This window comes from Vreelandella sp. V005 (assembly GCF_052645115.1).
Window position 1 is genome coordinate 461,616 of sequence record NZ_JBQXYA010000002.1, and the last position, 21,691, is coordinate 483,306.

19 protein-coding genes are annotated in these 21,691 nt (G+C 55.6%); 16 read left to right on the top strand and 3 right to left on the bottom strand.

Going from position 1 to position 21,691, the window contains the following annotated elements:
• Positions 1–6 precede the first annotated feature (6 nt).
• The 10 genes from ACUN8H_RS07350 to ACUN8H_RS07395 all read left to right on the top strand — a co-directional run bounded on the left by ACUN8H_RS07350 (position 7) and on the right by ACUN8H_RS07395 (position 13,097).
• Positions 7–1,518: a CoA-acylating methylmalonate-semialdehyde dehydrogenase gene (locus ACUN8H_RS07350; RefSeq protein WP_445531498.1), complete on the top strand. Its 1,512-nt coding sequence runs from the start codon at positions 7–9 to the stop codon at positions 1,516–1,518.
• A gap of 20 nt (positions 1,519–1,538) precedes the next feature.
• On the top strand, positions 1,539–3,254 hold the full coding sequence (locus ACUN8H_RS07355; protein WP_445531499.1) for a GMC family oxidoreductase: 1,716 nt from the start codon (positions 1,539–1,541) through the stop codon (positions 3,252–3,254).
• Between the two features lie 186 nt (positions 3,255–3,440).
• Positions 3,441–3,644, top strand: a complete 204-nt coding sequence (locus tag ACUN8H_RS07360) for a cold-shock protein (RefSeq protein ID WP_445531500.1) — start codon at positions 3,441–3,443, stop codon at positions 3,642–3,644.
• Between the two features lie 342 nt (positions 3,645–3,986).
• The gene (locus tag ACUN8H_RS07365) at positions 3,987–5,756 is read left to right on the top strand and encodes an SLC13 family permease (protein WP_445531501.1); all 1,770 of its coding nucleotides are present in this window, start codon (positions 3,987–3,989) and stop codon (positions 5,754–5,756) included.
• A gap of 128 nt (positions 5,757–5,884) precedes the next feature.
• The gene (locus ACUN8H_RS07370) at positions 5,885–6,550 is read left to right on the top strand and encodes an alpha/beta hydrolase (RefSeq protein ID WP_445531502.1); all 666 of its coding nucleotides are present in this window, start codon (positions 5,885–5,887) and stop codon (positions 6,548–6,550) included.
• 40 nt (positions 6,551–6,590) lie between these two features.
• On the top strand, positions 6,591–7,271 hold the full coding sequence (locus ACUN8H_RS07375; protein ID WP_445531503.1) for a hypothetical protein: 681 nt from the start codon (positions 6,591–6,593) through the stop codon (positions 7,269–7,271).
• On the top strand, positions 7,268–8,758 hold the full coding sequence (locus ACUN8H_RS07380; protein ID WP_445531504.1) for a complex I subunit 5 family protein: 1,491 nt from the start codon (positions 7,268–7,270) through the stop codon (positions 8,756–8,758). Before ACUN8H_RS07375 ends, ACUN8H_RS07380 begins: the two co-directional genes overlap by 4 nt.
• Positions 8,755–10,260: a complex I subunit 5 family protein gene (locus tag ACUN8H_RS07385; RefSeq protein WP_445531505.1), complete on the top strand. Its 1,506-nt coding sequence runs from the start codon at positions 8,755–8,757 to the stop codon at positions 10,258–10,260. Before ACUN8H_RS07380 ends, ACUN8H_RS07385 begins: the two co-directional genes overlap by 4 nt.
• Positions 10,257–12,029 carry a proton-conducting transporter transmembrane domain-containing protein gene (locus ACUN8H_RS07390; protein ID WP_445531506.1) on the top strand — a complete coding sequence of 591 codons (1,773 nt, stop codon included), beginning with the start codon at positions 10,257–10,259 and terminating at the stop codon, positions 12,027–12,029. Before ACUN8H_RS07385 ends, ACUN8H_RS07390 begins: the two co-directional genes overlap by 4 nt.
• An 81-nt stretch (positions 12,030–12,110) precedes the next feature.
• A complete protein-coding gene (locus tag ACUN8H_RS07395) occupies positions 12,111–13,097 on the top strand; it encodes a YihY/virulence factor BrkB family protein (RefSeq protein WP_445531507.1) in 987 nt (328 codons plus the stop codon).
• A gap of 72 nt (positions 13,098–13,169) precedes the next feature.
• Here ACUN8H_RS07395 and ACUN8H_RS07400 read toward each other — a convergent pair whose 3' ends face one another.
• Both ACUN8H_RS07400 and ACUN8H_RS07405 read right to left on the bottom strand, forming a co-directional pair.
• Positions 13,170–14,579 (bottom strand): PhoH family protein, encoded by a 1,410-nt coding sequence (locus tag ACUN8H_RS07400; RefSeq protein WP_445531508.1) that lies wholly within the window; start codon positions 14,577–14,579, stop codon positions 13,170–13,172.
• Between the two features lie 205 nt (positions 14,580–14,784).
• Positions 14,785–15,654, bottom strand: a complete 870-nt coding sequence (locus ACUN8H_RS07405) for a LysR family transcriptional regulator (protein ID WP_445531509.1) — start codon at positions 15,652–15,654, stop codon at positions 14,785–14,787.
• A 112-nt stretch (positions 15,655–15,766) separates the two neighbouring features.
• Here ACUN8H_RS07405 and ACUN8H_RS07410 point away from each other — a divergent pair, with 112 nt between their 5' ends.
• Positions 15,767–16,633: a cation diffusion facilitator family transporter gene (locus ACUN8H_RS07410; RefSeq protein WP_445531510.1), complete on the top strand. Its 867-nt coding sequence runs from the start codon at positions 15,767–15,769 to the stop codon at positions 16,631–16,633.
• A gap of 100 nt (positions 16,634–16,733) precedes the next feature.
• Complete coding sequence (locus ACUN8H_RS07415; protein ID WP_290694560.1) at positions 16,734–17,006, top strand: hypothetical protein; 273 nt, start codon at positions 16,734–16,736, stop codon at positions 17,004–17,006.
• A 63-nt stretch (positions 17,007–17,069) separates the two neighbouring features.
• Here ACUN8H_RS07415 and ACUN8H_RS07420 read toward each other — a convergent pair whose 3' ends face one another.
• Positions 17,070–17,255: a DUF3008 family protein gene (locus ACUN8H_RS07420; RefSeq protein WP_445531511.1), complete on the bottom strand. Its 186-nt coding sequence runs from the start codon at positions 17,253–17,255 to the stop codon at positions 17,070–17,072.
• Positions 17,256–17,508: 253 nt separating this feature from the next.
• Between ACUN8H_RS07420 and ybaK the strand changes: the two genes are divergently transcribed.
• From ybaK to ACUN8H_RS07440, 4 genes are all read left to right on the top strand, one after another.
• Entirely contained in the window at positions 17,509–17,976 is a 468-nt protein-coding gene (gene ybaK / locus ACUN8H_RS07425) for a Cys-tRNA(Pro) deacylase (RefSeq protein WP_445531512.1), read from the top strand.
• A 132-nt stretch (positions 17,977–18,108) separates the two neighbouring features.
• A complete protein-coding gene (gene dbpA / locus ACUN8H_RS07430) occupies positions 18,109–19,506 on the top strand; it encodes an ATP-dependent RNA helicase DbpA (RefSeq protein WP_445531513.1) in 1,398 nt (465 codons plus the stop codon).
• 58 nt (positions 19,507–19,564) lie between these two features.
• Positions 19,565–20,440: a PA4780 family RIO1-like protein kinase gene (locus ACUN8H_RS07435; protein ID WP_445531514.1), complete on the top strand. Its 876-nt coding sequence runs from the start codon at positions 19,565–19,567 to the stop codon at positions 20,438–20,440.
• Between the two features lie 218 nt (positions 20,441–20,658).
• Positions 20,659–21,678: an AbrB family transcriptional regulator gene (locus ACUN8H_RS07440; RefSeq protein ID WP_445531515.1), complete on the top strand. Its 1,020-nt coding sequence runs from the start codon at positions 20,659–20,661 to the stop codon at positions 21,676–21,678.
• Positions 21,679–21,691: the final 13 nt, after the last annotated feature.

The following is a 21,691-nucleotide window of genomic DNA, read 5'->3' on the forward strand; positions in this document are numbered from 1 at the left end:
AATTCCATGACAACAACAGCGATTCAGCACTTTATCAATGGCCAGGTAACCGCTGGCGAGTCTTCACAGTCTCAGGACGTTTACAACCCCGCCACTGGCCGGGTCACCGGTCGCGTATCGCTCGCCTCTGCGCTGGATGTGAACAGTGCCGTTGAGTCGGCGCAAGCGGCCTTTCCAGCTTGGTCGGATACGCCGCCTATTCGGCGTGCTCGGGTGCTGTTCAAGTTTCTAGAGCTTTTGAATGCCCATAAGGACGAGCTGGCCGAAGCGATCACTAAAGAGCATGGCAAGGTCTTTACCGATGCCCAGGGGGAAGTGGCGCGGGGGATTGATATCGTTGAATTCGCCTGTGGCATACCGCAGTTGCTCAAGGGCGATTACACCGAGCAGGTCAGCACCGGAATCGATAACTGGACCATGCGCCAGCCGCTGGGCGTGGTGGCTGGTATAACGCCGTTTAATTTCCCGGCCATGGTACCCATGTGGATGTTCCCGCTGGCGATTGCAGCGGGGAATACGTTTATTCTCAAGCCTAGCCCGCTGGATCCCAGCGCGTCCTTACTGATGGCTGACCTGCTGAAGCAAGCAGGCCTACCGGACGGTGTGTTCAATGTCGTGCAGGGTGACAAAGAGTCGGTGGAAGCGCTGCTTGACCACCCCCATGTTAAGGCGCTGTCGTTTGTGGGTTCGACCCCGATTGCCAATTTGATATACGAGCGCGGGGCGCGCAACGGTAAGCGGATTCAAGCCCTCGGCGGGGCCAAAAACCACATGGTCGTGATGCCGGATGCGCACCTTGATAAAGCCGTCGATGCGTTGATTGGGGCTGCCTATGGTTCTGCCGGTGAGCGCTGCATGGCGATTAGCGTAGCGGTATTGGTCGGGGAAGTGGCCGATAAGGTCGTGCCGATGCTGGCGGAGCGGGCTAAAGCGCTGAAAGTTAAGGATGGCATGCAGCTGGATGCGGAGATGGGACCCATCGTGACCCGCCAAGCTCATCAGCGTATTACCGGATATATCGAGAAAGGCGTCGCTGAAGGTGCGGAGTTAGTGGTCGATGGCCGCACGTTTGCGGCGACGTCGGCAGGCGATGAGTGTGCCGAAGGGTTCTGGATGGGCGGCACGCTATTCGACAACGTCACGCCGGAAATGACGATCTATAAAGAGGAAATTTTTGGCCCCGTCTTGGTTTGTGTGCGCGTGCCGGATATCGCCACCGCCATTCAACTGATCAACGATCATGAGTTCGGCAACGGCGTTAGCTGCTTTACCGAAAGCGGTACGGTGGCGCGGGAGTTTGGACGTCGCATTCAAGTCGGCATGGTCGGCATCAATGTGCCTATCCCAGTGCCTATGGCGTGGCACGGCTTTGGTGGCTGGAAGCGTTCGCTGTTTGGTGATACCCATGCTTACGGGGAGGAGGGCGTGCGTTTTTACACCAAGCAGAAATCGATCATGCAGCGTTGGTCGGACTCGATTGATGACGGTGCTGAATTCGTCATGCCGACCGCAAAATAAACGCTGGCGGAGAACCTCTCATGGCACAACAACAATCAAAAACAGCGTCGGGTGCGGGTTTAGAATTTGATTATATCGTGGTAGGCGCAGGCACCGCTGGGTGCCTGCTGGCGAACCGATTAAGCGCCAATCCCAACCACCGCGTACTGCTGATAGAGGCGGGTGGCCGGGATAATTACCACTGGATTCATATCCCGGTAGGCTATCTTTACTGCATTAATAACCCGCGTACCGACTGGCTGTTTCGCACCGAGCCGGACAAGGGGCTCAATGGCCGCTCGCTAATCTACCCGCGGGGCAAAACGCTAGGCGGCTGCTCTAGCATCAACGGCATGATTTACATGCGCGGCCAGGCGCGGGATTACGATCACTGGGCCGAGCTAACGGGCGACGCTGCCTGGCAGTGGGAAAACTGCTTACCCGACTTTATTAAGCATGAAGACCATTACCGCCTGGACGCTGGCGGCGACGCCGATCCGCAACATCAGGATTTTCACGGCCACGGTGGCGAATGGCGGATCGAAAAACAGCGTCTCAAATGGCAGGTGCTGGATGATTTTGCTGAGGCCGCTGTGCAGGCAGGTATTCCACGTACTGAGGATTTTAACCGCGGTTCGAATGAAGGCGTGGCCTATTTTGAAGTCAACCAGCGTTCAGGATGGCGCTGGAATACCGCTAAAGCGTTTTTGCGCCCCGCGTTGAAGCGCGACAACTTAACGCTCTGGCACTCCACTCAGGTCAATCGGCTGCTGTTTGACACGCAAGGCAACGCGCAGCGCTGCATCGGCGTCGAGGTAGAGCGCAATGGCAACACGCAGCGCACCATGGTGAGCAAGGAGGTGGTACTTTGCGCAGGGGCGATTGGCACGCCGCATTTACTCCAGCTTTCTGGCGTGGGGCCTAGCGAACTGCTTAATGAACACGCCATTGAGGTCGTACATGAGCTCCCCGGGGTCGGTGAGAATCTGCAAGACCACCTGCAGATACGCTCTATCTATAAGATCACCAATGGCAAAACGTTGAATGCCATCGCCAGCACTCTATTGGGTAAAGCCGGGATTGGCTGGGAATACCTGCTGAAGCGCTCTGGGCCCATGAGTATGGCGCCTTCACAACTGGGCGCGTTTACCCGCAGCTCGGCGGAGCAAACCTACCCGAATATTCAGTATCACGTTCAGCCATTAAGCTTGGAAGCCTTTGGGCAGCCGCTACACCCGTACCCGGCGATTACGGCCAGCGTGTGTAATTTAAACCCCACCAGCCGTGGCACTGTGCGGCTAAAAAGCAGCGACCCGCGCCAAGCGCCGGCCATTTCACCCAACTACCTAAGCTCCCCCGAAGACCGCAAAGTGGCGGCAGACTCTCTTCGCGTAACGCGACGTATTGCCGAGCAGCCTGCATTCGCCAAGTATGCACCTGAAGAAGTGAAGCCCGGGGTTGAATACCAAACCGACGATGAGCTAACCCGTTTGGCGGGGGATATAGGCACGACGATTTTCCACCCGGTGGGCACCGCCAAAATGGGCCGTGAAGATGACGCCATGGCCGTTGTCGATAGCCGTCTGCGAGTGCATGGCATTCACGGGTTAAGAGTGGCCGATGCGAGCATTATGCCGACGATTACCAGTGGCAATACCAACTCGCCCACACTGATGATTGCAGAGAAAGCAGCCGGTTGGCTTCTTGCTGAACAAGCCCCGTTCGCCGAGAGTGCACGGGCCCATGAGCTCGCTTAGACATAGCGATATGTGTGTTGACGCGCGTAGTGGTTAGGCGCAAAATAGTCGCAGTTGGTTAGCAAGTCGAACGTTGTCAGCAGTATAGAAGCGCCTCTAGCGTTAAATCTGGTGAAAGTTTCTTGTTATACCCACTGTACTTCGGGTATTTCCCGGTTTTAATTAGCACTATCGAGGATTTCGATCATGGCAACTGGTACCGTTAAGTGGTTTAACGACACTAAAGGCTTCGGCTTCATTTCTCCTGACGACAATGGCGACGATCTGTTCGCGCATTTCTCTGAAATTCAAGCAGAAGGCTTCAAAACCCTACAAGACGGCCAGAAGGTTTCCTTCGACGTCACGCAGGGTAAAAAAGGCCTTCAGGCTTCTAACATCAAAGCCGTTTAAGTTATTTCTTAAACGTTGAGATGTTAACAATCACCGCCTCGCGTTGATTGTCCAAAGAACCCCGCCAAGTGCGGGGTTCTTTGCATTTGTACTACTTACCTGTTCCCTCTACTGGCTCACACCTCACACCTCACACCTCACACCTCACACCTCACACCTCACACCTCACACCTCACACCTCACACCTCACACCTCACACCTCACACCTCACACCTCACACCTCACACCTCACACCTCACACCTATATTCCATTTTGTTCTTTAAGTGTTTCTAAAAATAACTTTTTAGAATATAAGCCAGGCCTCACAATACCCCTTATTGATTGATTAGGATGTTGTGTTGATGTCACTGGATGCTTGGATAGCCCTAGGGGTAGTGCTGACAATTTTCCCGCTAATGGCGTTCTCACGCTTGGGGCCGGATATCATTTTACTGGGTGCGGTGATCGTATTGATGACCCTGGGGGTGATTGATCCTCAGCAAGCGCTCGGAGGCTTCTCCAATAGCGGGCTATTTACCGTTGCCTTTATGTATGTATTGGTGGCGAGCATTCGCGAAACCGGCGGTATCGATCTGATTATCCGCTATGTATTGGGCCGCCCAAACAAGGAAAGCGGTGCACTGGTCCGTCTATTGCTACCCGTTGCCGGGCTCAGTGCCTTTGTCAATAACACGCCTGTGGTGGCTACTTATATTCCCGCGGTAATGAGCTGGAGCCGAAGGCTGCGCTTATCGCCTCAGCGGCTGCTAATGCCACTCAGCTTTGCGTCTATTCTAGGCGGCACCATTACCCTGTTCGGTACCAGCACTAACCTCGTGGTGCATGGCCTGTTGGTAGAGCGTTACCCTGAGCTTGGCATGGGGTTGTTGGATTTAGCCTGGGTCGGTATCCCTGTGGCCGTGGCGGGGCTTGCCTATCTGATCCTACTGGGGCCGCGCTTATTGCCTTCCCGGGAAGGGGTGGCCAATGCCTTTGCTAACCCGCGTGAGTTTACGATCGAAATGGAGGTGGACCCGGCGGGCGTGCTGGTCGACCGCAGCGTTGAGCAAGCCGGGCTGCGCCACTTGCAGGAGCTATTTCTGGTGGAAATAGAGCGCGCAGGTAATGTGGTGAGTGTGGTGGGTCCCGGTGAAGAGTTAAAAGGCGGAGACCGCTTGGTGTTTGCGGGTACGTCCGATGCAGCGGTGGAGTTACAGCAAATTCGTGGCCTGATTCCGTCTCGAGATGAAACGTCCAGTTTGGAAAAAGAGTTTAAGGAGCGCCGCTTAGTCGAGGCCGTTGTCTCCAATCAGTGTCAGTTTATTGGCCAGCGTATCCGCGATGGCCACTTTAGAACCTTATACGGCGCCGCGGTGTTAGCGATCTGCCGCGGTGGCGAACGCGTCAAAGGCAATCTAGGTCAGGTGCGGCTGCAGCCCGCTGATGTCCTTCTGCTGGAAGCCCGGCCACCGTTCATTGAGCGTCACCGTCAGTCCCGCGATTTCCTGCTGATTAGCGAACTGAACGGTGCTGCCCGCCCGGTGCATGAAAAGGCGCCGCTGGCCTGGGGGCTTTTATTAGGCGCGGTGCTGCTCGCTGCTTTAGGTGTGTTAAGTATGCTTAACGCCGCGATGTTAGGGGCCGCGTTAGCGCTTGTGACCGGGTGCTGCTCGGTCGGTGCGGCTAAACGTGGCCTCGATACGCAAGTGTTGTTGACTATCGCTGCATCGTTTGGCGTGGGCGCTGCCCTGCAAAGCTCTGGCGCCGCTGAGGTAATGGCGGGAGGGGTGCTTACGTTTGTCGCCGGTAACCCACTCCTGCTATTGATAGGTACTTACTGTGTGGTCGCGTTGCTGACGGAACTAGTGACCAATAATGCCGCCGCCGTGATCATTTTTCCGATTGTCATGAGCGCGGCAGAAAGTTTAGGGGTTAGCCCGATGCCGTATGTGGTGGCGGTCATGTTTGCGGCCTCCGCTAGCTTTTTAACGCCCATCGGTTACCAGACCAATTTGATGGTATATGGCCCCGGCGGCTACCGAGTGAGTGATTTTATGCGTCTGGGTAGCGGTTTAAATATACTGACTGGCGCGATAGCGCTACTCTTGATCCCCCTGGTGTGGCCATTTTGACAGGCTAATTCGACAAGCTAACTTGGTAGGCTAATTTGACCGGCTATGGCTATTTTAAACGCGTAGCTGCTCGCTGTTAACGCAGGTTTGCGCTAGGGTGACGCTTTTTGGATAAGGAATATGATGTCATGAGTGCTCCTGGCGAACTGGTTATTGAGCCGAAAAATGGTCAACCTGCCGATGCCTGTGTCTTTATTATTCACGGCTTGGGTGCAGATGGGCATGACTTCGAACCACTGGTGCCTGCACTAGCGCTGCCCAGCGATTCGCGCGTACGCTTTATCATGCCGCATGCGCCGCGCCTACCGGTGACGATCAATGGGGGCATGGTCATGCCCGCTTGGTACGATATCCTAGCCATGGATTTGGGGCGGCGGGTAGATGAAAGCCAGCTTAAGAAATCGGCTGAGCGTATTCAGGCATTGATCCAAGCACAGATTGATCAGGGGATCGATAGTCAGCGCATTATCGTAGCTGGCTTTTCGCAGGGGGGCGCTGTCGCCTATCATGCAGCGCTTACTTTTCCGGCCCCATTGGGAGGGCTATTGGCCATGTCGTCCTACTTCGCGACGGCCGATAATATCGACCTCGCGGACGCCAATCGCGAGATTCCTGTCGACGTTCAGCACGGTAATTTTGACCCGATTGTACCCGAGAGCCTGGGCCGTAGCGGCGCTGACCGCTTAAAAGCGCTGGGTTATACGGTAAATTACCGTCAATATCCCATGGCACATGCCCTATGCCCCCAGCAGGTTAACGATATTGGAAAGTGGCTAAGTGCTCGCCTAAGCTGAGCGCCTATTCGTGACCGATGCAAGGACGTAGCGAAAACGAATGTTAGCTTCCTTTGATGCAATAGAAGTACTTTTGGCGCTGTGCTTAACAGGGTCTGCTTTTGTGTGTCTGTTTGATCGCCATCTAGTGCGTGCCAGCTGTTTTTTTGTCGTCTTTGCAGGCCTAATGGTGCTGGCGTGGTTGAAGCTCGGTGCGCCATGGCTGGCGGCGTCCGAGCTACTGTTGGGTGTTTTACTGACAGGGCTGGGCTTTTTCTATGCCCTGGGCCACTTTTCTCCTGGCGCTTCCGTGCCTCTAAGGCATGATAAATTTAGTCATCCCTGGTCGCGGATCGCGATGCGCGTGGTGCTGGCGTTGGCCTGGTTTTTCATGGTGGGCGCGGCAATTCGCTATGTGATTGGCGATATGGTGTATTCGCCTGCCGAACACCCACTATTGTTGGCCGGGGTGCTCATCGCCGCCCTTGCCCTGGCGGCGTTTGCTCTGCACCGCCATCTCTTCAGGCGCCTGCTAGCCTTTAATCTGCTTGGTTCCGGCGTCTTTATACTATTGGCTGGCGTGGCGGGTACCTCAACGGCTGCGCAAATGCTCATTAGTGTAGGGCTGTTGGTGGCGTGTCTGGGAACTATGCTCGGCGCTTTACTCATTCGCCAGTTGTTACATTTGGAAGGAGTCGAGGCGCTTGGGCGTGACGGCCAACCCCAGAGGAGTAAGGCATGACATGGCGCTTTGGCCTTTTCGATAGCACCTTTGCGCCGCTTGCCTCTGCCCACTGGGCGCTGCTGGTAGCACTGGCTTTTCCGCTGTTGATGGGGGGATTGGCAACGCTATTTCCTCCTAAGCGCGCCTGGCCTGTCATGTTGACCTGCGTGCCGTTATTAGCTTCGGGTGGTGTGCTTCTAATGGCCTTTCAGGAGGCGGGCCTACTCCGTTGGCAATGGGAAATAGCGGGTCTTATCTTATCGCTGCGCCTAAACGGGTTAAGCGTGCTGTTACTGCTAACGACTCAGTGTCTCGTCGTTGCCGCCGCGCTATACACGCCTGGGCATTTTCGGTTAACCGAGACTGGCCCTTTGGCACGTTGGCTATGGCCGTTGATGGGCGTCGTGCTTAGTGCGCTGTCACTCATTTGGTTGGCCACCGATTTACTCACTCTTTATATCGCGTTAGAACTAATGGGCCTGGCGGCGGTAGGCATGTTAATGCTATCCGGAAAGGCGCCAGCGCTACTGGCGGGAATGCGCTATTTGCTATTGGCGTTAGTCGGGTCGCTTACGTATCTGTTAGGGGTGGCACTGATTCTGGGCCACTGGGGCCGTTTGGATTTGCAGGGCTTGGCCGAGATGATAGAGCCAGGCCCGGTGGCTTGGTTCGCCGCGGCGCTAATAGGCGCTGGGCTCGCTTTAAAAGCCGCGCTGTTTCCCCTGCACGCTTGGCTTACCCCTGTGCACGAAAACGCCTGGACACCGGTGAGTGCGCTGCATGCCGGGTTGGTTATCAAAGCCTCTTTGTTCGTGCTACTACAGCTATGGAGCATTCTTCTTCCGGATACGTTTTATGCCCCGCGCGTCATTGCCTGGCTAGGCCTGCTAGCGATTGTTTGGGGTGGCTTGCTGGCGTGGCGTACCGACTCTCTTAAAACTTTGGTTGCTTCGTCTACCGTTGCGCAGTTGGGCTATCTGATGGTGGCCTTTCCGTTGTTGCTGGGGCCTGATATCGCACCGCTGCCGCGTGCGCTGGCTTGGGAAGGTTTTTGGCTGCAGTTAATGGGCCATGCCTTTGCCAAAGCCGCCATGTTTATGGCGGCGGGCAACCTGATATTGGCCACTGGTGAGAGTACGCTGAAAGGTCTGGCCGGTACCAGCCGTCGTTTGCCGCTTTCCCTATTAGTGTTTGGCATTGCCTCTATTACGTTAATGGGCTTGCCGCCTAGCGCAGGCTTCACCGCTAAGTGGATGCTGCTTGAGGCCATGATCATTACCCAGCAGTGGTGGGCAGTGGCGGCCCTATTAATCGGTACACTGCTGACAGCCGCCTATGTATTCCGCATGTTTCGTTACTCTTTTGATGAGACGGCCCCGCGTCATCACTATCAACCATTGGCGCCGGGGATGGATTTAATTGCCATGTTGCTCGCCTTAACGGCGTTTGCGCTTGGGCTACTGGCACACTTCCCGTTGGAATTGATGCATGGAGGAAGCCCATGAACGCCGCGTGGTTACCGTTAACCGCTTTGGCCACCTCCCTGCTGGTCGCCGTGACGATTTTCGCGCTGCCGGAAGATGCTAGGCGCCTGCGCACGACGATTAACATTGGCGCGGCGGTGGTGAAGATTATTCTGGTCACCCTGATGGTCCGGCGGGTAGCCGCAGGCCATGAAGACATTTTTAGTTTCCAGGTGATTGGTGGTCTGGATTTCGTTCTGCGCATCGATGCATTGGGCGTGATGTTTGCGGGGTTATCGTCACTGCTGTGGCTGTGTACCACGGTGTATGCCATTGGCTACTTGGAAGGCTCTGCCAACCGAAAACGTTTTTTTGGCTTTTTTAGTCTTTGTGTGGCGAGCACGATCGGCATTGCGCTGGCTGACAACCTCTTCACTTTTTTGATTTTCTACGAAATGTTGACGCTTTCCACGTACCCGTTAGTGGTTCATCGAGGTACGGAGCAAGCCCTGAATGCAGGTCGCGTGTATTTGCGCTATACGCTAAGCGCTGGTGTCGTATTGCTGCTGGCAGCGGTGCTGCTGTACACCCTGACGGGCGACCAATCGTTCTCTTCAGAAGAGGGCCTAGGCGATTACTTAAATGACCATCGGGATCTGCTGACGCTAATTTTTATCCTGCTGGTGGGCGGTCTTGGCGTTAAAGCTGCCATGGTACCGTTGCATGGCTGGCTACCCCGGGCGATGGTGGCGCCCGCCCCAGTGAGTGCGCTACTGCACGCGGTGGCCGTGGTAAAAGCGGGGGCCTTCGGCATTCTCCGGGTCGTTTATGATTTGTATGGCATAGAACTTAGCGTTGAGCTGGGCGTGATTAGCGGCTTAGCGGTGGCGGCGTCGATAACGATTATTTATGGCTCGCTAAGGGCCATTGCGCAGCAGGAGCTAAAGCCACTGCTGGCGTTTTCCACGGTTAGCCAAGTCTCCTATATCATTCTGGGGATCGGTATCTTTGGCCCTTTTGGTACGGTGGGGGCGATGGCGCACTTACTTCACCAAGGGTTGATGAAGGTCACGCTCTTCTTCTGTGCTGGTAACTACGCAGAGGAACTGGGTATTCATCGCATCGATGAACTGGACGGTGCCGGTAAACGCATGCCGTTGACCAGCATTGCTTTTACTATCGGCGCATTGGGCATGATCGGCCTTCCACCGGTGGCTGGATTTATTACTAAATGGTACCTGGGGGTGGGGGCAATACAGGCAGAAATGTATTGGGTCGTGGCGGTGTTGGTGGCAAGCAGTACCTTAAATGCCCTCTACTTTTTGCCAATTTTGCACCGACTCTGGTTTCGTTTAGGGCCTTCCCACGGTAAAGGCAGCTGGCCGGATGAACAGCGCCTGGGGCGTTTAGAAACTCATAGCTGGCTGCTGTGGCCAATGGTATTTACAGCCCTGATCAGCCTTGCGGCCGGTTTGTTTGCAGGCCTTCCGTTTAGTCCCTTGGATTGGGCCGCCCGGGTAGCCAACGGGGAGTACCTACCATGATGACGCTTCTGCTGACCCTGGCACTGCTGTGGCCCTTCGGCGTGATGGCGCACGCCGTGTGGCGTTTCTACCATTCCCCTAACGCGCAGCGTGACTACTTTTCAACGTGGTGGCTAAGCGCCGCTTGGCCAGCGCTGCTCTTAGCCTATGTCGGAGAAGCGCACTGGACGCTGGATGTCTGGATGCTGGGCGGAGAGTGGGAATTAAATTCGTTAAGCCGACCATGGCTGGCGTTCACCGCACTGCTGTGGAGCTTGGCAGCCGTGCACGCGAAAGGTTACTTCGCCAAAGAGCAGGCGCAGGCACAAGCAGGGGATCTAGCTGCCCAGCGGCGCCTACTGCGGCTGGCGCTGTTTTGGCCGTTAACATTATTGGGCAATGTGCTGCTTATCATCGCCCAGGATATTGCCAGTTTCTATTCCGGTTTTGCCGTGATGACCTTCGCCGCCTACGCCCTGGTAGTGCACACCGGTACCGAACAGGCACGCCTAGGCGCCAAGGCCTACTTGATATTAGCGGTGGTGGGTGAAGGGCTAATTTTAGGCGGCTTCCTCTGGTCGGCGGGCGCCGCCGACACGCTGACATTGCAGGGGGTGCGCGAAAGCATTGTGAGCGCTGAGCATGGCGCGTGGATGGCCGCCTTGCTTTGCCTTGGCTTTGGTGTAAAAGCGGGTGTGATTGGTTTGCATGTGTGGCTGCCCTTGGCGCATCCGGCGGCACCAGCACCTGCTAGCGCAGTGCTTAGCGGCGTCATGATTAAGGCGGGTTTGCTGGGCTGGATCAGTGTGCTGCCGCTTGGCAACGATCAGGTATCCGGCGCGTTAACTCAGTTTGGGCAATGGCTGTTAGTGGCTGGGCTGGCGGCCGCCTTTGCTGCCGCCATGTATGGCGTGTTTCAGCGCCACCCTAAAGCCGTGTTGGCCTATTCCAGTATCAGCCAGATGGGCATGATGACGGCGCTGATCGCCATGGGGTTGGTGGCACCCGATGTGTGGCCGTTGCTGTGGCCAGGGCTAGTGCTGTTCGCAGCTCACCACGCGCTTGCCAAAGGGTCGCTGTTCATGGGTACCAGCATCAGCGAGCATATGCCGCGCTGGCCGCTGCCGCTGGTGTGGGGGTTGCTGGCACTGCCAGGCATTTCGCTGTCGGGCGCTATTGCCGCTGGCATGGTCAGCAAGTGGGGGGTCAAGTCGCCTCTTTATGAAATGCACCACGCGTCGTTGGTCAAATTATTGAGCTGGGCGGCCATCGGGACGGCGGCCCTGGTCAGCGTTGCGCTTTGGCGACAGTGGCAGCAGCGCCATCACGGCGGCAGTCACCCCGCGCAGTGTGGGGCTTGGTTAGTGGCTATAGTCGCCGCGTTGTTAACGCCCCTTTGGCTCCCTTTGCCTGCTGGCAGCATCGAAATGCCGCCTGTCAAAGAGTGGTTGGGCATTGTATGGCCATTTCCAGCGGGCGTTGCTATTGCCCTGCTAGGCTGGTTGATCACACGACCGCTATCGGGGAAAACGCTGCCCGCTGGTGATGCATGGTGGCTCTATGCCGGCGTCGCTAGCGCGGCCATGGTGCCGATGCGGGTGATCAGTCGTCGCTGCGGCCAGCTTAAATCCGCCAGCGTGGCAGCGGCCCAAAAAGCTGAAAAAACATCGATGGGCTATTTGTCGCGACTATTGGCTGCCGAACCCTGGTTGCGTCACCATACGAGTGGCTTGATGATGGTGCTTGCCGTGCTACTGGCGGCGTTACTGATGTGGGAAGGCCAGCAATGAGACAGCTATTAGAAAAACAGTTAGTCGTCATACCTTTGATAGCATTGAGCGCATCAGGCGAGTGCTTGTTAGGAAGGCACTGTGGGTAAACTCGTGCGTGGCCGCAGCGCCCTGGTACCGGGTGATATACCTCAGCGCGGTTGGCACGACATTGCATGGCGTGTGATGCGCGCCGCGCGCCGTCACCGTATTACCATGCTGGCTGCTGGCGTGGCGTTCTATGCGTTATTGGCGCTATTTCCTACCATTGCGGCGGTGATTTCGCTCTGGGGCTTGCTGTTTGACCCCTACGAGGCAGGCCAGCAGCTCTACGAAATTAGTCGTTTTATGCCACCCGATGCGGCCGAGCTCATTGATCAGCAGGCCCAGGAGGTGGTGGAGAGCGCGGAGTCGGGTAACTTCGTCGGTGCTCTGGTGGGGCTGCTGATTGCGATGTTTATTGCCTCCAAAGGGGTAGGGGTCTTGGTGATTGGGCTTAATGTGGTGTATGGCGAAACCGAAAAGCGCAGCCTTTTACATCGCAGCACTGTGCTCGTATCGCTGACCTTTGGGCTGATTATCATGACCCTAATCTCATTGGGCTTTATTGCCCTTGTGCCGGTGGTGGTCAATAGCCTGGCAATCGACCCGCCGTTAAACAAGATTTTGCAGTGGCTGCGTTGGCCAGCGCTACTAGTGATCATGAGTATGCTGATCGCGCTACTGTATCGCTATGCCCCCTATCGGCGTTCGGCACAGTGGAGTTGGCTTAGCTATGGCACGCTGCTGGCAACGGTGATGTGGCTGTTAGGTTCCGGGGGACTGTCACTTTATGTGCGTTATTTCTCTACCTTTAGTGAGCTTTACGGTTCGCTAGGGGCGGTTGTGGCGCTAATGCTCTGGTTTTGGCTCTCTGCCTTTGTGGTGCTATTTGGGGCGGAGGTGAACTGTGAAATGGAGCGTCAAACCTACAATGACACCACCATTGGCGAGTCGCGCCCGTTAGGCCAACGCGAGGCGTTTGCCGCCGACACGGTTGGTACGCCGCGGCCATGGAAAGATGTCAACGATGATGACGAGAAGGCGTAAATTAAAGCCAGCGTCGGCTGGATCGATGCCAAGATAATTCCCGCCCCCTAACAGGGGCGGGCGTCGGTGGGGTTAAAGCAACTCTTCCGCGGCCAGTGCCAAGCGCGAACGTTCGACACTCTTCAACGTGATGTGCCCTGCGTGAGGCCAATCGCGGAAGCGCTCCACGACAGCGGCCATGCCGCAGGTGTTTGCCGTTAGGTAGGGGGTGTCGATTTGGCCAACGTTACCCAAGCAGACAATTTTCGTATTACGCCCCGCCCGGGTGACCAGCGACTTGAGTTGTTTGGGCGTAAAGTTTTGCGCCTCATCAATGATTAAGAAGGTGTCGTTTAACGTGCGTCCGCGCATAAAGCTTGGCGAGCGTATTTGTACCCGCGAACCAATCAATTGCCGCGTGGCGCCGTTGTCCCAGCTTGATTCTCCCTCTTCATTGCGCAACAGGTTATCCATATTGTCGTGGAAGGCGCCCATCCACGGCGACATCTTCTCCTCTTCTGTGCCGGGTAAGAAGCCGATGTCTTCGCCCATGGGGATCGGCGCGCGGGTAAACACAATGCGTTCAAACAGCTTGGCATCCAGCGTCTGCTGAAAAGCGGCTGCCAGGGTCATAAAGGTTTTGCCCGTACCGGCATTCCCGGCGATGGTGACCAGATCTATATCGGGATCCATCAATAGGTTGAGGGTGAAGTTTTGCCGACTGTCGTGGGCGTGAACGCCCCAGACACCTGCATGGTGGCGGTAATTGGTGAGTAGCTGAAGGCGTGCTGAAGAGGGCCCCAGTTCACGAACGATCGCTTCAAACTCCGCCCCGTTTTCGCTATCTGAGACGAGCATGCCTATGTGCCAGTGGCGGGGCATATTGCCGGTGAGTTGGTAGAAAGTGTGGTGATCAAGTCGTTCCACGGTAACGTCAACATTCAACGTTTCCCATAATGATGCACCATTCTGGCCTGCGGAGGCGTAGACCTGTGCGCCCTCAATCATGGCATCGCTGTCGGAGAAAGCGCGGTCATTGAGATAATCTTCTACCGGTACTTTCAGCGCAGCGGCTTTAACGCGCAGGTTAATGTCTTTGGTGATCAAAATGACCGAGGCGTCGGGACGTTCTTCGCGTAGGCGACAGGTCTCCGCCAGTATGCGGTTATCGGGGCTATCGTCGAGGGCGTCAAAGAGCTTTAAATCGTTATAGCATAAGAAGTGCAGGCGTCCTGATTCGCCGCTGATACGAGGGATGGGGATACCACGTTGAATCTCATCAAAGGTGACTTGGCTAGTAAGGTCAGAGAGCGTACGGCTGATTTGGCGAGCCGTGCGAGCGATTTCACGAACACCGTTTTTGTGCTTATCAAGCTCCTCCAGAACAGTCATGGGGATAACAACATCGTGCTCATCAAAATGATAAAGCGCGGCGGGGTCATGAATGAGGACATTAGTGTCCAACACATACAGCCGAGTGGCTTTCTTATCGAGTCGTACCATCGTTGGAATCACTCCTTGGTTGACGGCAACTTCGACACTGGCAGGTGCATATTACGCCTGGATGACACTTGCCTGTGTTCCTCACGTGGCGTGTCCTGGCGCCTCCTTATTTAGCACTTTTTAATAGCGTGGAAGGCTTTAGCGTTTTTTTCCACAAAAAAGATTTCAACGATATGTCAGTCGCTTCCAACAGTAGGACGGCGGGTTAATGCAGCGTGGCCAAAAAATGGGCGACCTTGTTGAGTAACGCTGTGGCCACCACGCCGCGGTTATCACTCTCCACATAACGGTAGTGGTGACTATCCAGCACGAGATCATGGTTAAGGGTGCACAGCGTTCCATTCTCCAGTGCCCCTTTAACCAACGGATAAGGCAGCAGCGCCCAGCCGGTGGCGTTGATAACAGCATCGCGAATCACTTCGAACATGGTTAGCCCAAGGTAATTGCCCGAAAACAGCGCTTCGCTGATCAGCTTGTCATCCTGCACGTGGGTTAAACACACCTGGGTGTACTGGGCCAGATCATCACGGTTAACGCTGGGTAATCGACTCAGTGGATGTTGAGGTGCCGCCACTAAACGCATACTGACGGGGGCAAGATTGGCGGCGTTGGCGTCGATGCCTTCAGCGGTATACAGGCCGAAGGCAATATCCACCGTTTGGCGCTGCACAAATTGAGCGTGTTCTTGAGGAGGCACTAAATAAACCGACAGCGCCGTTAGCGGGAACTGCTGCTTTAAATCGTGCATCACCTGGCGCCAAAACACCTCGGGTAAGGCGTCATCGCGGGCAATGCCGAGCTGGCTCTCCACGCCCTGCAAATGTTGGTGGCAGTGCTTTTTGATTCGGCTGGCGCTGGTTAACAAACGGTAGCAGTCGGGGAGGACGCTATCGCCGACGGCGGTCAGCGTAAGGCTATTGCCTGAGCGCTCAAACAGTGCCACGCCCAGGCTATCTTCCAGCGCATTGACGGCGGCACTTAAAGTGCTGCGCTTTACACCGGTATGCCGTGCAGCGGCGGCGAAAGAGCCGTGTTCGGTGACATCGATGAAGGCCTGTACTTGTTCTGAACGCATAATTGCCTCTTTCGCTTTGAGTGCCAGTAAACTTGGCACTCAGCGATTCGTGATTGTCATAATGCTTCACTATTATGGCGCACAATTGTCCAAATGTGATGGAGTTATCCGCGTGACCCCCTTTGTTGCCGAGCGCCGTGCGCTAACATTTTCAGCCATTTCAGCCAGCCTGTTTGCGTTTACCGGGCTTGCGTTAGGGCTTACCAGCGGTTCAATAACGATCCTGTTTGATAGCGGCTATTCGCTTCTCAGCTTGGTATTGGCATCGCTTTCGCTCTATGCCCTTAAGCAGGCACGCAAACCTGCCGACGATCACTACCCCTTTGGGCGGCTGACGGTGGAGCCGCTTGCGGTGCTGCTCAAAGGCGTAGTGATCGCCATGGTATGTATTGTTTCGCTGGTGTCTGCGCTGTGGAGCCTGCTTGATGGCGGCCGCCTGGTGACGCTCGATTTGGCGCTGATGTTTGGCGTGGTCAACGTGACGGGCTGTTTATTGACCTGGTGGTGGCTGGCACGCTATGCCCGCACCGCTCGCTCGTCATTGTTAGCGGCGGAATTACGTCAATGGCAGATGGATACCTGGTTGAGTGCGGCTGTCATGCTGGGGTTTGGCTTGACCTGGTTGCTAACCCAGTCTCCCTGGGCAAGCTATGCAAGGTTCGCCGACCCAGTGATGGTGCTGATCATTGCGGGCTATTTCTTACCCATGCCCATTAGGATGGTGAAGGGAGCGCTACGGGAACTGATGTTTGGTGGTTCCTGTACGACCGTAAGACAAAATGTCGTTGAAGATATTGCCGATTTTGACGTCACCGCCGACGATGTGCGGCTTGCTCAGGTAGGCAGCTTTCTGATGGTAGATATCCAGCTCGACAAGCAGCAGTTTAACGACGCCCAAGAGATCGTCGATAGCGTTGAACAGCGTTGTAAACGCCTCAATCTGCGCCCAGTCACCAGTTTAACGTTGGTCGCCGGCTAAGGGATGCAAAAAAGATTGACGTGTCAACAAAGGCAGTGCTATTTAGCGCTACCGACAATGGGTGTCGGCTTACTATTGATACGTTGAGGGTTGTAAAAACATGCCATTGCGCCGCTGTTTACCCGTACTGCTGCTGACCGCTATGGTCGCTGGCTGTGCAAGCTCTACCATTGCCCCAAGCTACACCTCCAGCAATCCTGATGTCATGCGGATTGGCGGTGAGCGTCCTGCCAATCGCGATGCGACGGTCGAAAGCGCGGGTTCATTCTGTCTGGAAACCGCAGAACGTTGGAACGAGCATGGCCGTACGCCCGACAATCAAACGCTATGGGCAAAAGATACCCTGCGTAAAGTGGTGCCTTGCAAGCAGTAATCGTTAGTAAAAACAAAGCCGCCAGCTTCGATAGCTGGCGGCTTTGTTGGCAAATAAGGATAATTAATCCTGTTTCTTTTCTGGCTTGCCTTTGCGCTTGGTGCTCGCGAAGTCTTCTAACTCTTCCTCGCTCATCGAGTCATACATCTCTTTAGACGAACCATAAAGTTCGCTGGGCTTGGTTTCGCCGCGCTTAGCGGAAAGTGCCGCGCCCGCCGCTTTCTGTTGCGCTTTAGATTTTGCTGGCATCGCTGGACTCCTTTCAATTAGCTTCCTTTTACCTGCTGCGCTATTGAGCATTGCACTGTTGAGCATCGTCTATTTAGCGTAGTCGCTGACGCATAGCTTTCCAGCCGCATTAATCAAATCTTCCACCCATTGCAATCGGTTGACTTTCTTTTGCCTATCGCGCTATTAACCTAGAAGAGGTAGTGCGCCGCCCAAGGTAATCGTTAGTATCAAAATAATCGTTAGTATCAACGCCGTTAACGAAGAGAGCGACATGACACCGGCTATTCATAGCGCGAAACAGGCGGGATTTGCCTTTCAGCTGCACGAGTATGAACACGACGCCACCGCACACTCCTACGGGCTGGAAGCAGCGGAGAAGCTGGGCGTAGCAGTTGAGCAAGTATTTAAAACGTTAGTGGTGAAGCTAGACGGTAAGCACTTGGCAGTAGGTATTGTGCCGGTGAATTGTCAGTTAGGTTTAAAGCAGATCGCCAAGGCTGCCGGCGCCAAGAAAGCAACGATGGCGGAGCCGTCGGAAGTAGAGCGCACCACCGGTTATGTGCTGGGCGGGGTTAGCCCGCTGGGGCAAAAAAGGCGTCTGGCGACGTTTATCGATAACTCCGCAGAAAGCTTTGCCAATATTTATGTCAGTGCCGGGCGGCGCGGGTTAGAGATCGAACTCTCGCCTCGGGATCTGGCTACCCTGAGCCAAGCCACTTTTGTACCACTGGCAACGTGAGCTCGCTGTGATGGCGGCGCAGGCCGTGGCACTTTCTGGTATGGTGCCGTAACGTTTGTGCGTCACTTGCCCTCCAGGGGCGCACGCTGTGTTCCGACGGCCACTTTTCTGTGGCCCAAGTAAGGTATTATCGTGTCTGACTCCTCTTTTTCCTCGTTAGCGTTGCCAAAAGCTCTGCTGAGCAACCTTGCGTCCCTTGGCTACCATGAAATGTCGCCGGTACAGGCAGAGAGCCTGCCGCCGATGCTGGCCGGGCGCGATGTGCTGGCGCAGGCGAAAACCGGCTCAGGCAAAACGGCAGCGTTTGGTTTAGCGCTGCTGGCTAAATTGAAAGTAGAGAGCTTTGCAGTACAAGGCTTGGTGCTGTGCCCCACCCGGGAACTCGCTGACCAAGTGGCTGAAGAGCTGCGCCGTTTAGCTCGCGGCATGGCCAATATCAAAATACTCACCCTTTGCGGTGGCGCTCCCTTTGGGCCGCAGCTTGGCTCTTTAGAGCACGGTGCGCACATTGTGGTAGGCACGCCAGGGCGTATTGATGAGCATTTGCGTAAAGGGTCATTGACGCTGGAATCGCTCTCGACGCTGGTATTGGATGAAGCGGACCGCATGCTGGATATGGGCTTCCAAGCGACCATCGATGACATCATTGCCGAGACCCCAACTGATCGCCAAACGTTGTTGTTCAGCGCGACTTTTCCCGATGAGCAAGCATCGGGCGGTCTAACCGCCATGACACGGGGTGTCATGCGTGAGCCGGTGATGGTGAAAATCTCCGAAGTGCACGATGCCAGCACGATTCAGCAGCACTTCTATAACGTTGCCAATGAAGAGGCGCGGTTTGATGCGCTGCGCCAGCTGCTGCTAGCTTATCGGCCTGCCAGCAGCGTAGTGTTCTGTAATACGAAACGCGAAACACAGGCTGTGGCTGAGCAGCTAACGGATGCTGGATTTAGCGCGGTAGCGCTCAATGGTGATTTAGAACAGAAAGATCGCGACCGTATTCTGATTCTGTTTGCTAACCAAAGCGCCTCCATTCTGGTGGCCACGGACGTAGCCGCCCGCGGCTTGGATATTGCCCAACTGGACGCCGTGTTCAATTACCAGATTGCCCGCGAGCTGGATGTGCACGTGCACCGGGTAGGGCGCACCGGACGTGCTGGGGCCAGCGGCATAGCGTGTACGCTAGTGACCCCTAAAGAGAGTTATCGGTTGGAGCGGCTGGAAGGGTTGTTGGAGCAACCTATTGCCACCGAACCCTTGCCGAAACCTCAGCACTCGGTGCCGTTCGAGCCGCTGATGGCAACGCTGCAATTAGCCGGTGGTAAGAAAGACAAGTTACGGCCCGGTGATATTCTTGGCGCGCTGACCAGCGAAGGCGGGTTGAGCGGTGGCCAAGTAGGCAAAATTAAGGTGCTCGCGCGCAGTGCCTACGTGGCGGTAGAGCGGGGCGTGATTCAGCAAGCTCAGGCAAAGCTCGAGCGTGATAAATTAAAAGGGCGGGCTTTCCGCGTTCGCCGCATTCGTTATTGAGCGCTTGACCCTAAGCTCAGATAGTACAGATCGTAAAGAGGAGCCAACGCAGCTAACCATGAAAATCCCTAAGCGATTACAGCCGCTTGTCGATGATGGCATGATTGACGAGGTGCTGGTGCAGTTAATGAGCGGTAAAGAGGCGCAGGTCTACGTGGTGCGCTGCGGTGACGAAGTGCGCTGCGCCAAAGTATTCAAAGAGGCCAAACAGCGCAGTTTCAAGCAGGCCGTTCAATATCAGGAAGGGCGTAAAGAGCGCAATAGTCGCCGCTCACGGGCGATGGCCAAAAAAACCCGCTACGGTCAAAAAGAGCAGGAGCAGGCGTGGCTTAATGCCGAAGTCGATGCACTCTACCGGCTTGCTTCTGCTGGCGTTCGCGTGCCCGAGCCCCATGGGTTTGTCGACGGTGTACTGCTGATGGAGATGATCAGCGATGCCGAGGGCAATGTCGCGCCGCGCTTGGACGAAGTCACGCTAACCCCGGAACAGGCCGAGAGCTACTACGCCAAGGTCATTCAAGACGTGGTTAAAATGTTATGCGCGGGCCTGATTCATGGCGATCTGTCGGAATTTAACGTGCTGGTCGATGCCTCGGGCCCGGTGATTATCGATCTGCCCCAGGCCGTTGACGCCGCAGGCAACAACAGCGCGGCGGCAATGCTTTATCGCGATGTGGATAACATGCGCAATTACTTCGGCCAGTTCGCTCCAGCGCTTTTGAGTACCGAATATGGCAGAGAGATGTGGGCGCTGTATGAAACCGGTGAACTACATCCCGATAGCAGGCTCACCGGCCACTTCGATGCCGACACACATATCGCTAACGTCGATGAGTTGATGGAAGTGATTGACGATGCCAAAGAGGAAGAGGCGGAGCGCCAGGCGCGAATGCGCGACGATGATGACGACGGCGAGATTCCGCAGCCTTATTGACCGCACCGTGGATAGCCTTGAGGCGTGTAGCGCGATATTCTTAGCGTGTTAATTATTATTTTTAGTTCTTTCGCCGTACGCTTGGTGGCAGCACCACTGCAGAAAGCATGGCTAGCAGGAGAGCTAAAATTACGAGCTGAGATTAAGTGCTACGTTGAGGAGCTGGTGTGAGGAGCAGCTTTAAAGGAATTTCGGCAGGGAGTGCAAAGTCGTTGGCCATGTCGCTAACGGTAGGAGCCGTGGGCGGTACGCTGTTTCAACTCACCGGTTTGCCTCTTGCCTGGATGCTGGGCCCTCTTATTGCCAACCTGCTGGTCTCGTCAAAAGGCATCAAAGTGGCGGTGCCCGAGCCGCTGCGTAATGTGTTTTTAGCGGTGATGGGCATGGTGCTGGGGAGCCAGGTAACGCCGCAGCTGGCACACCGGGTGCTGGATTGGCCTGTTTCTGCAGCACTATTGCTGCTCGGTGTAGCAGCCTCCACCGCCGTTGCCGCAGCGTGGTATCGCCGTTGTGGTTTTGATCCGGTCAGTGCCTGGTTCGGGGCTTCTCCGGGTGCCATGACGGCGATGATCCTCCTGGGTGAAAAGTGCGGCGGCGATCCACAGCGCATTGCGGTTGCGCAGTCGCTGCGCATTATTTTAGTCATTCTATTTTTACCACCGCTGTTTTGGGTCTATGAAGGCGGTGGCGAAAGTATTGGTCCCGTTCACAGCGGCTTGGAACACGGCTGGATGCTTTTACTCATTCCGCTCTTACTGCCGCTGGGACGCTGGCTTCGCATCCCCAGCGCTGCACTATTGGCACCTCTGCTGATGGCAGCGTTATTGTCGGGTTTTGATATCGCCAGCCTTGCCTTGCCAGCTTGGGGCATGAACGGAATGCTTTGGGTGTTAGGTAGTGCCATTGGTTCTCGCTTTCAGGGCATGACGCGTCGATTATTGGGCCGCTATTTATGGCAATCAGGTGTTGCCACGCTACTCGCGCTGGTGGTGCTGGCGCTGTTTGCAGAGCTCATACACCAACTGCTAGGTGTTGGGCGTGATGTGGCGCTGCTGGCGCTGGCGCCAGGGGGCATTGGCGAAATGGCTATTTTGGCTGTCGCGCTCAATATTGATCCCGTATTTGTCGCTTTCCACCACTTGCTGCGCATGGTCACGCTGATGATCATTGCGCCATTTTGGGCACGATGGTTATTGCGCCACACCACTTCTCATCAACACTACCCTAAAGACCGTTAACACCAACGCCAGT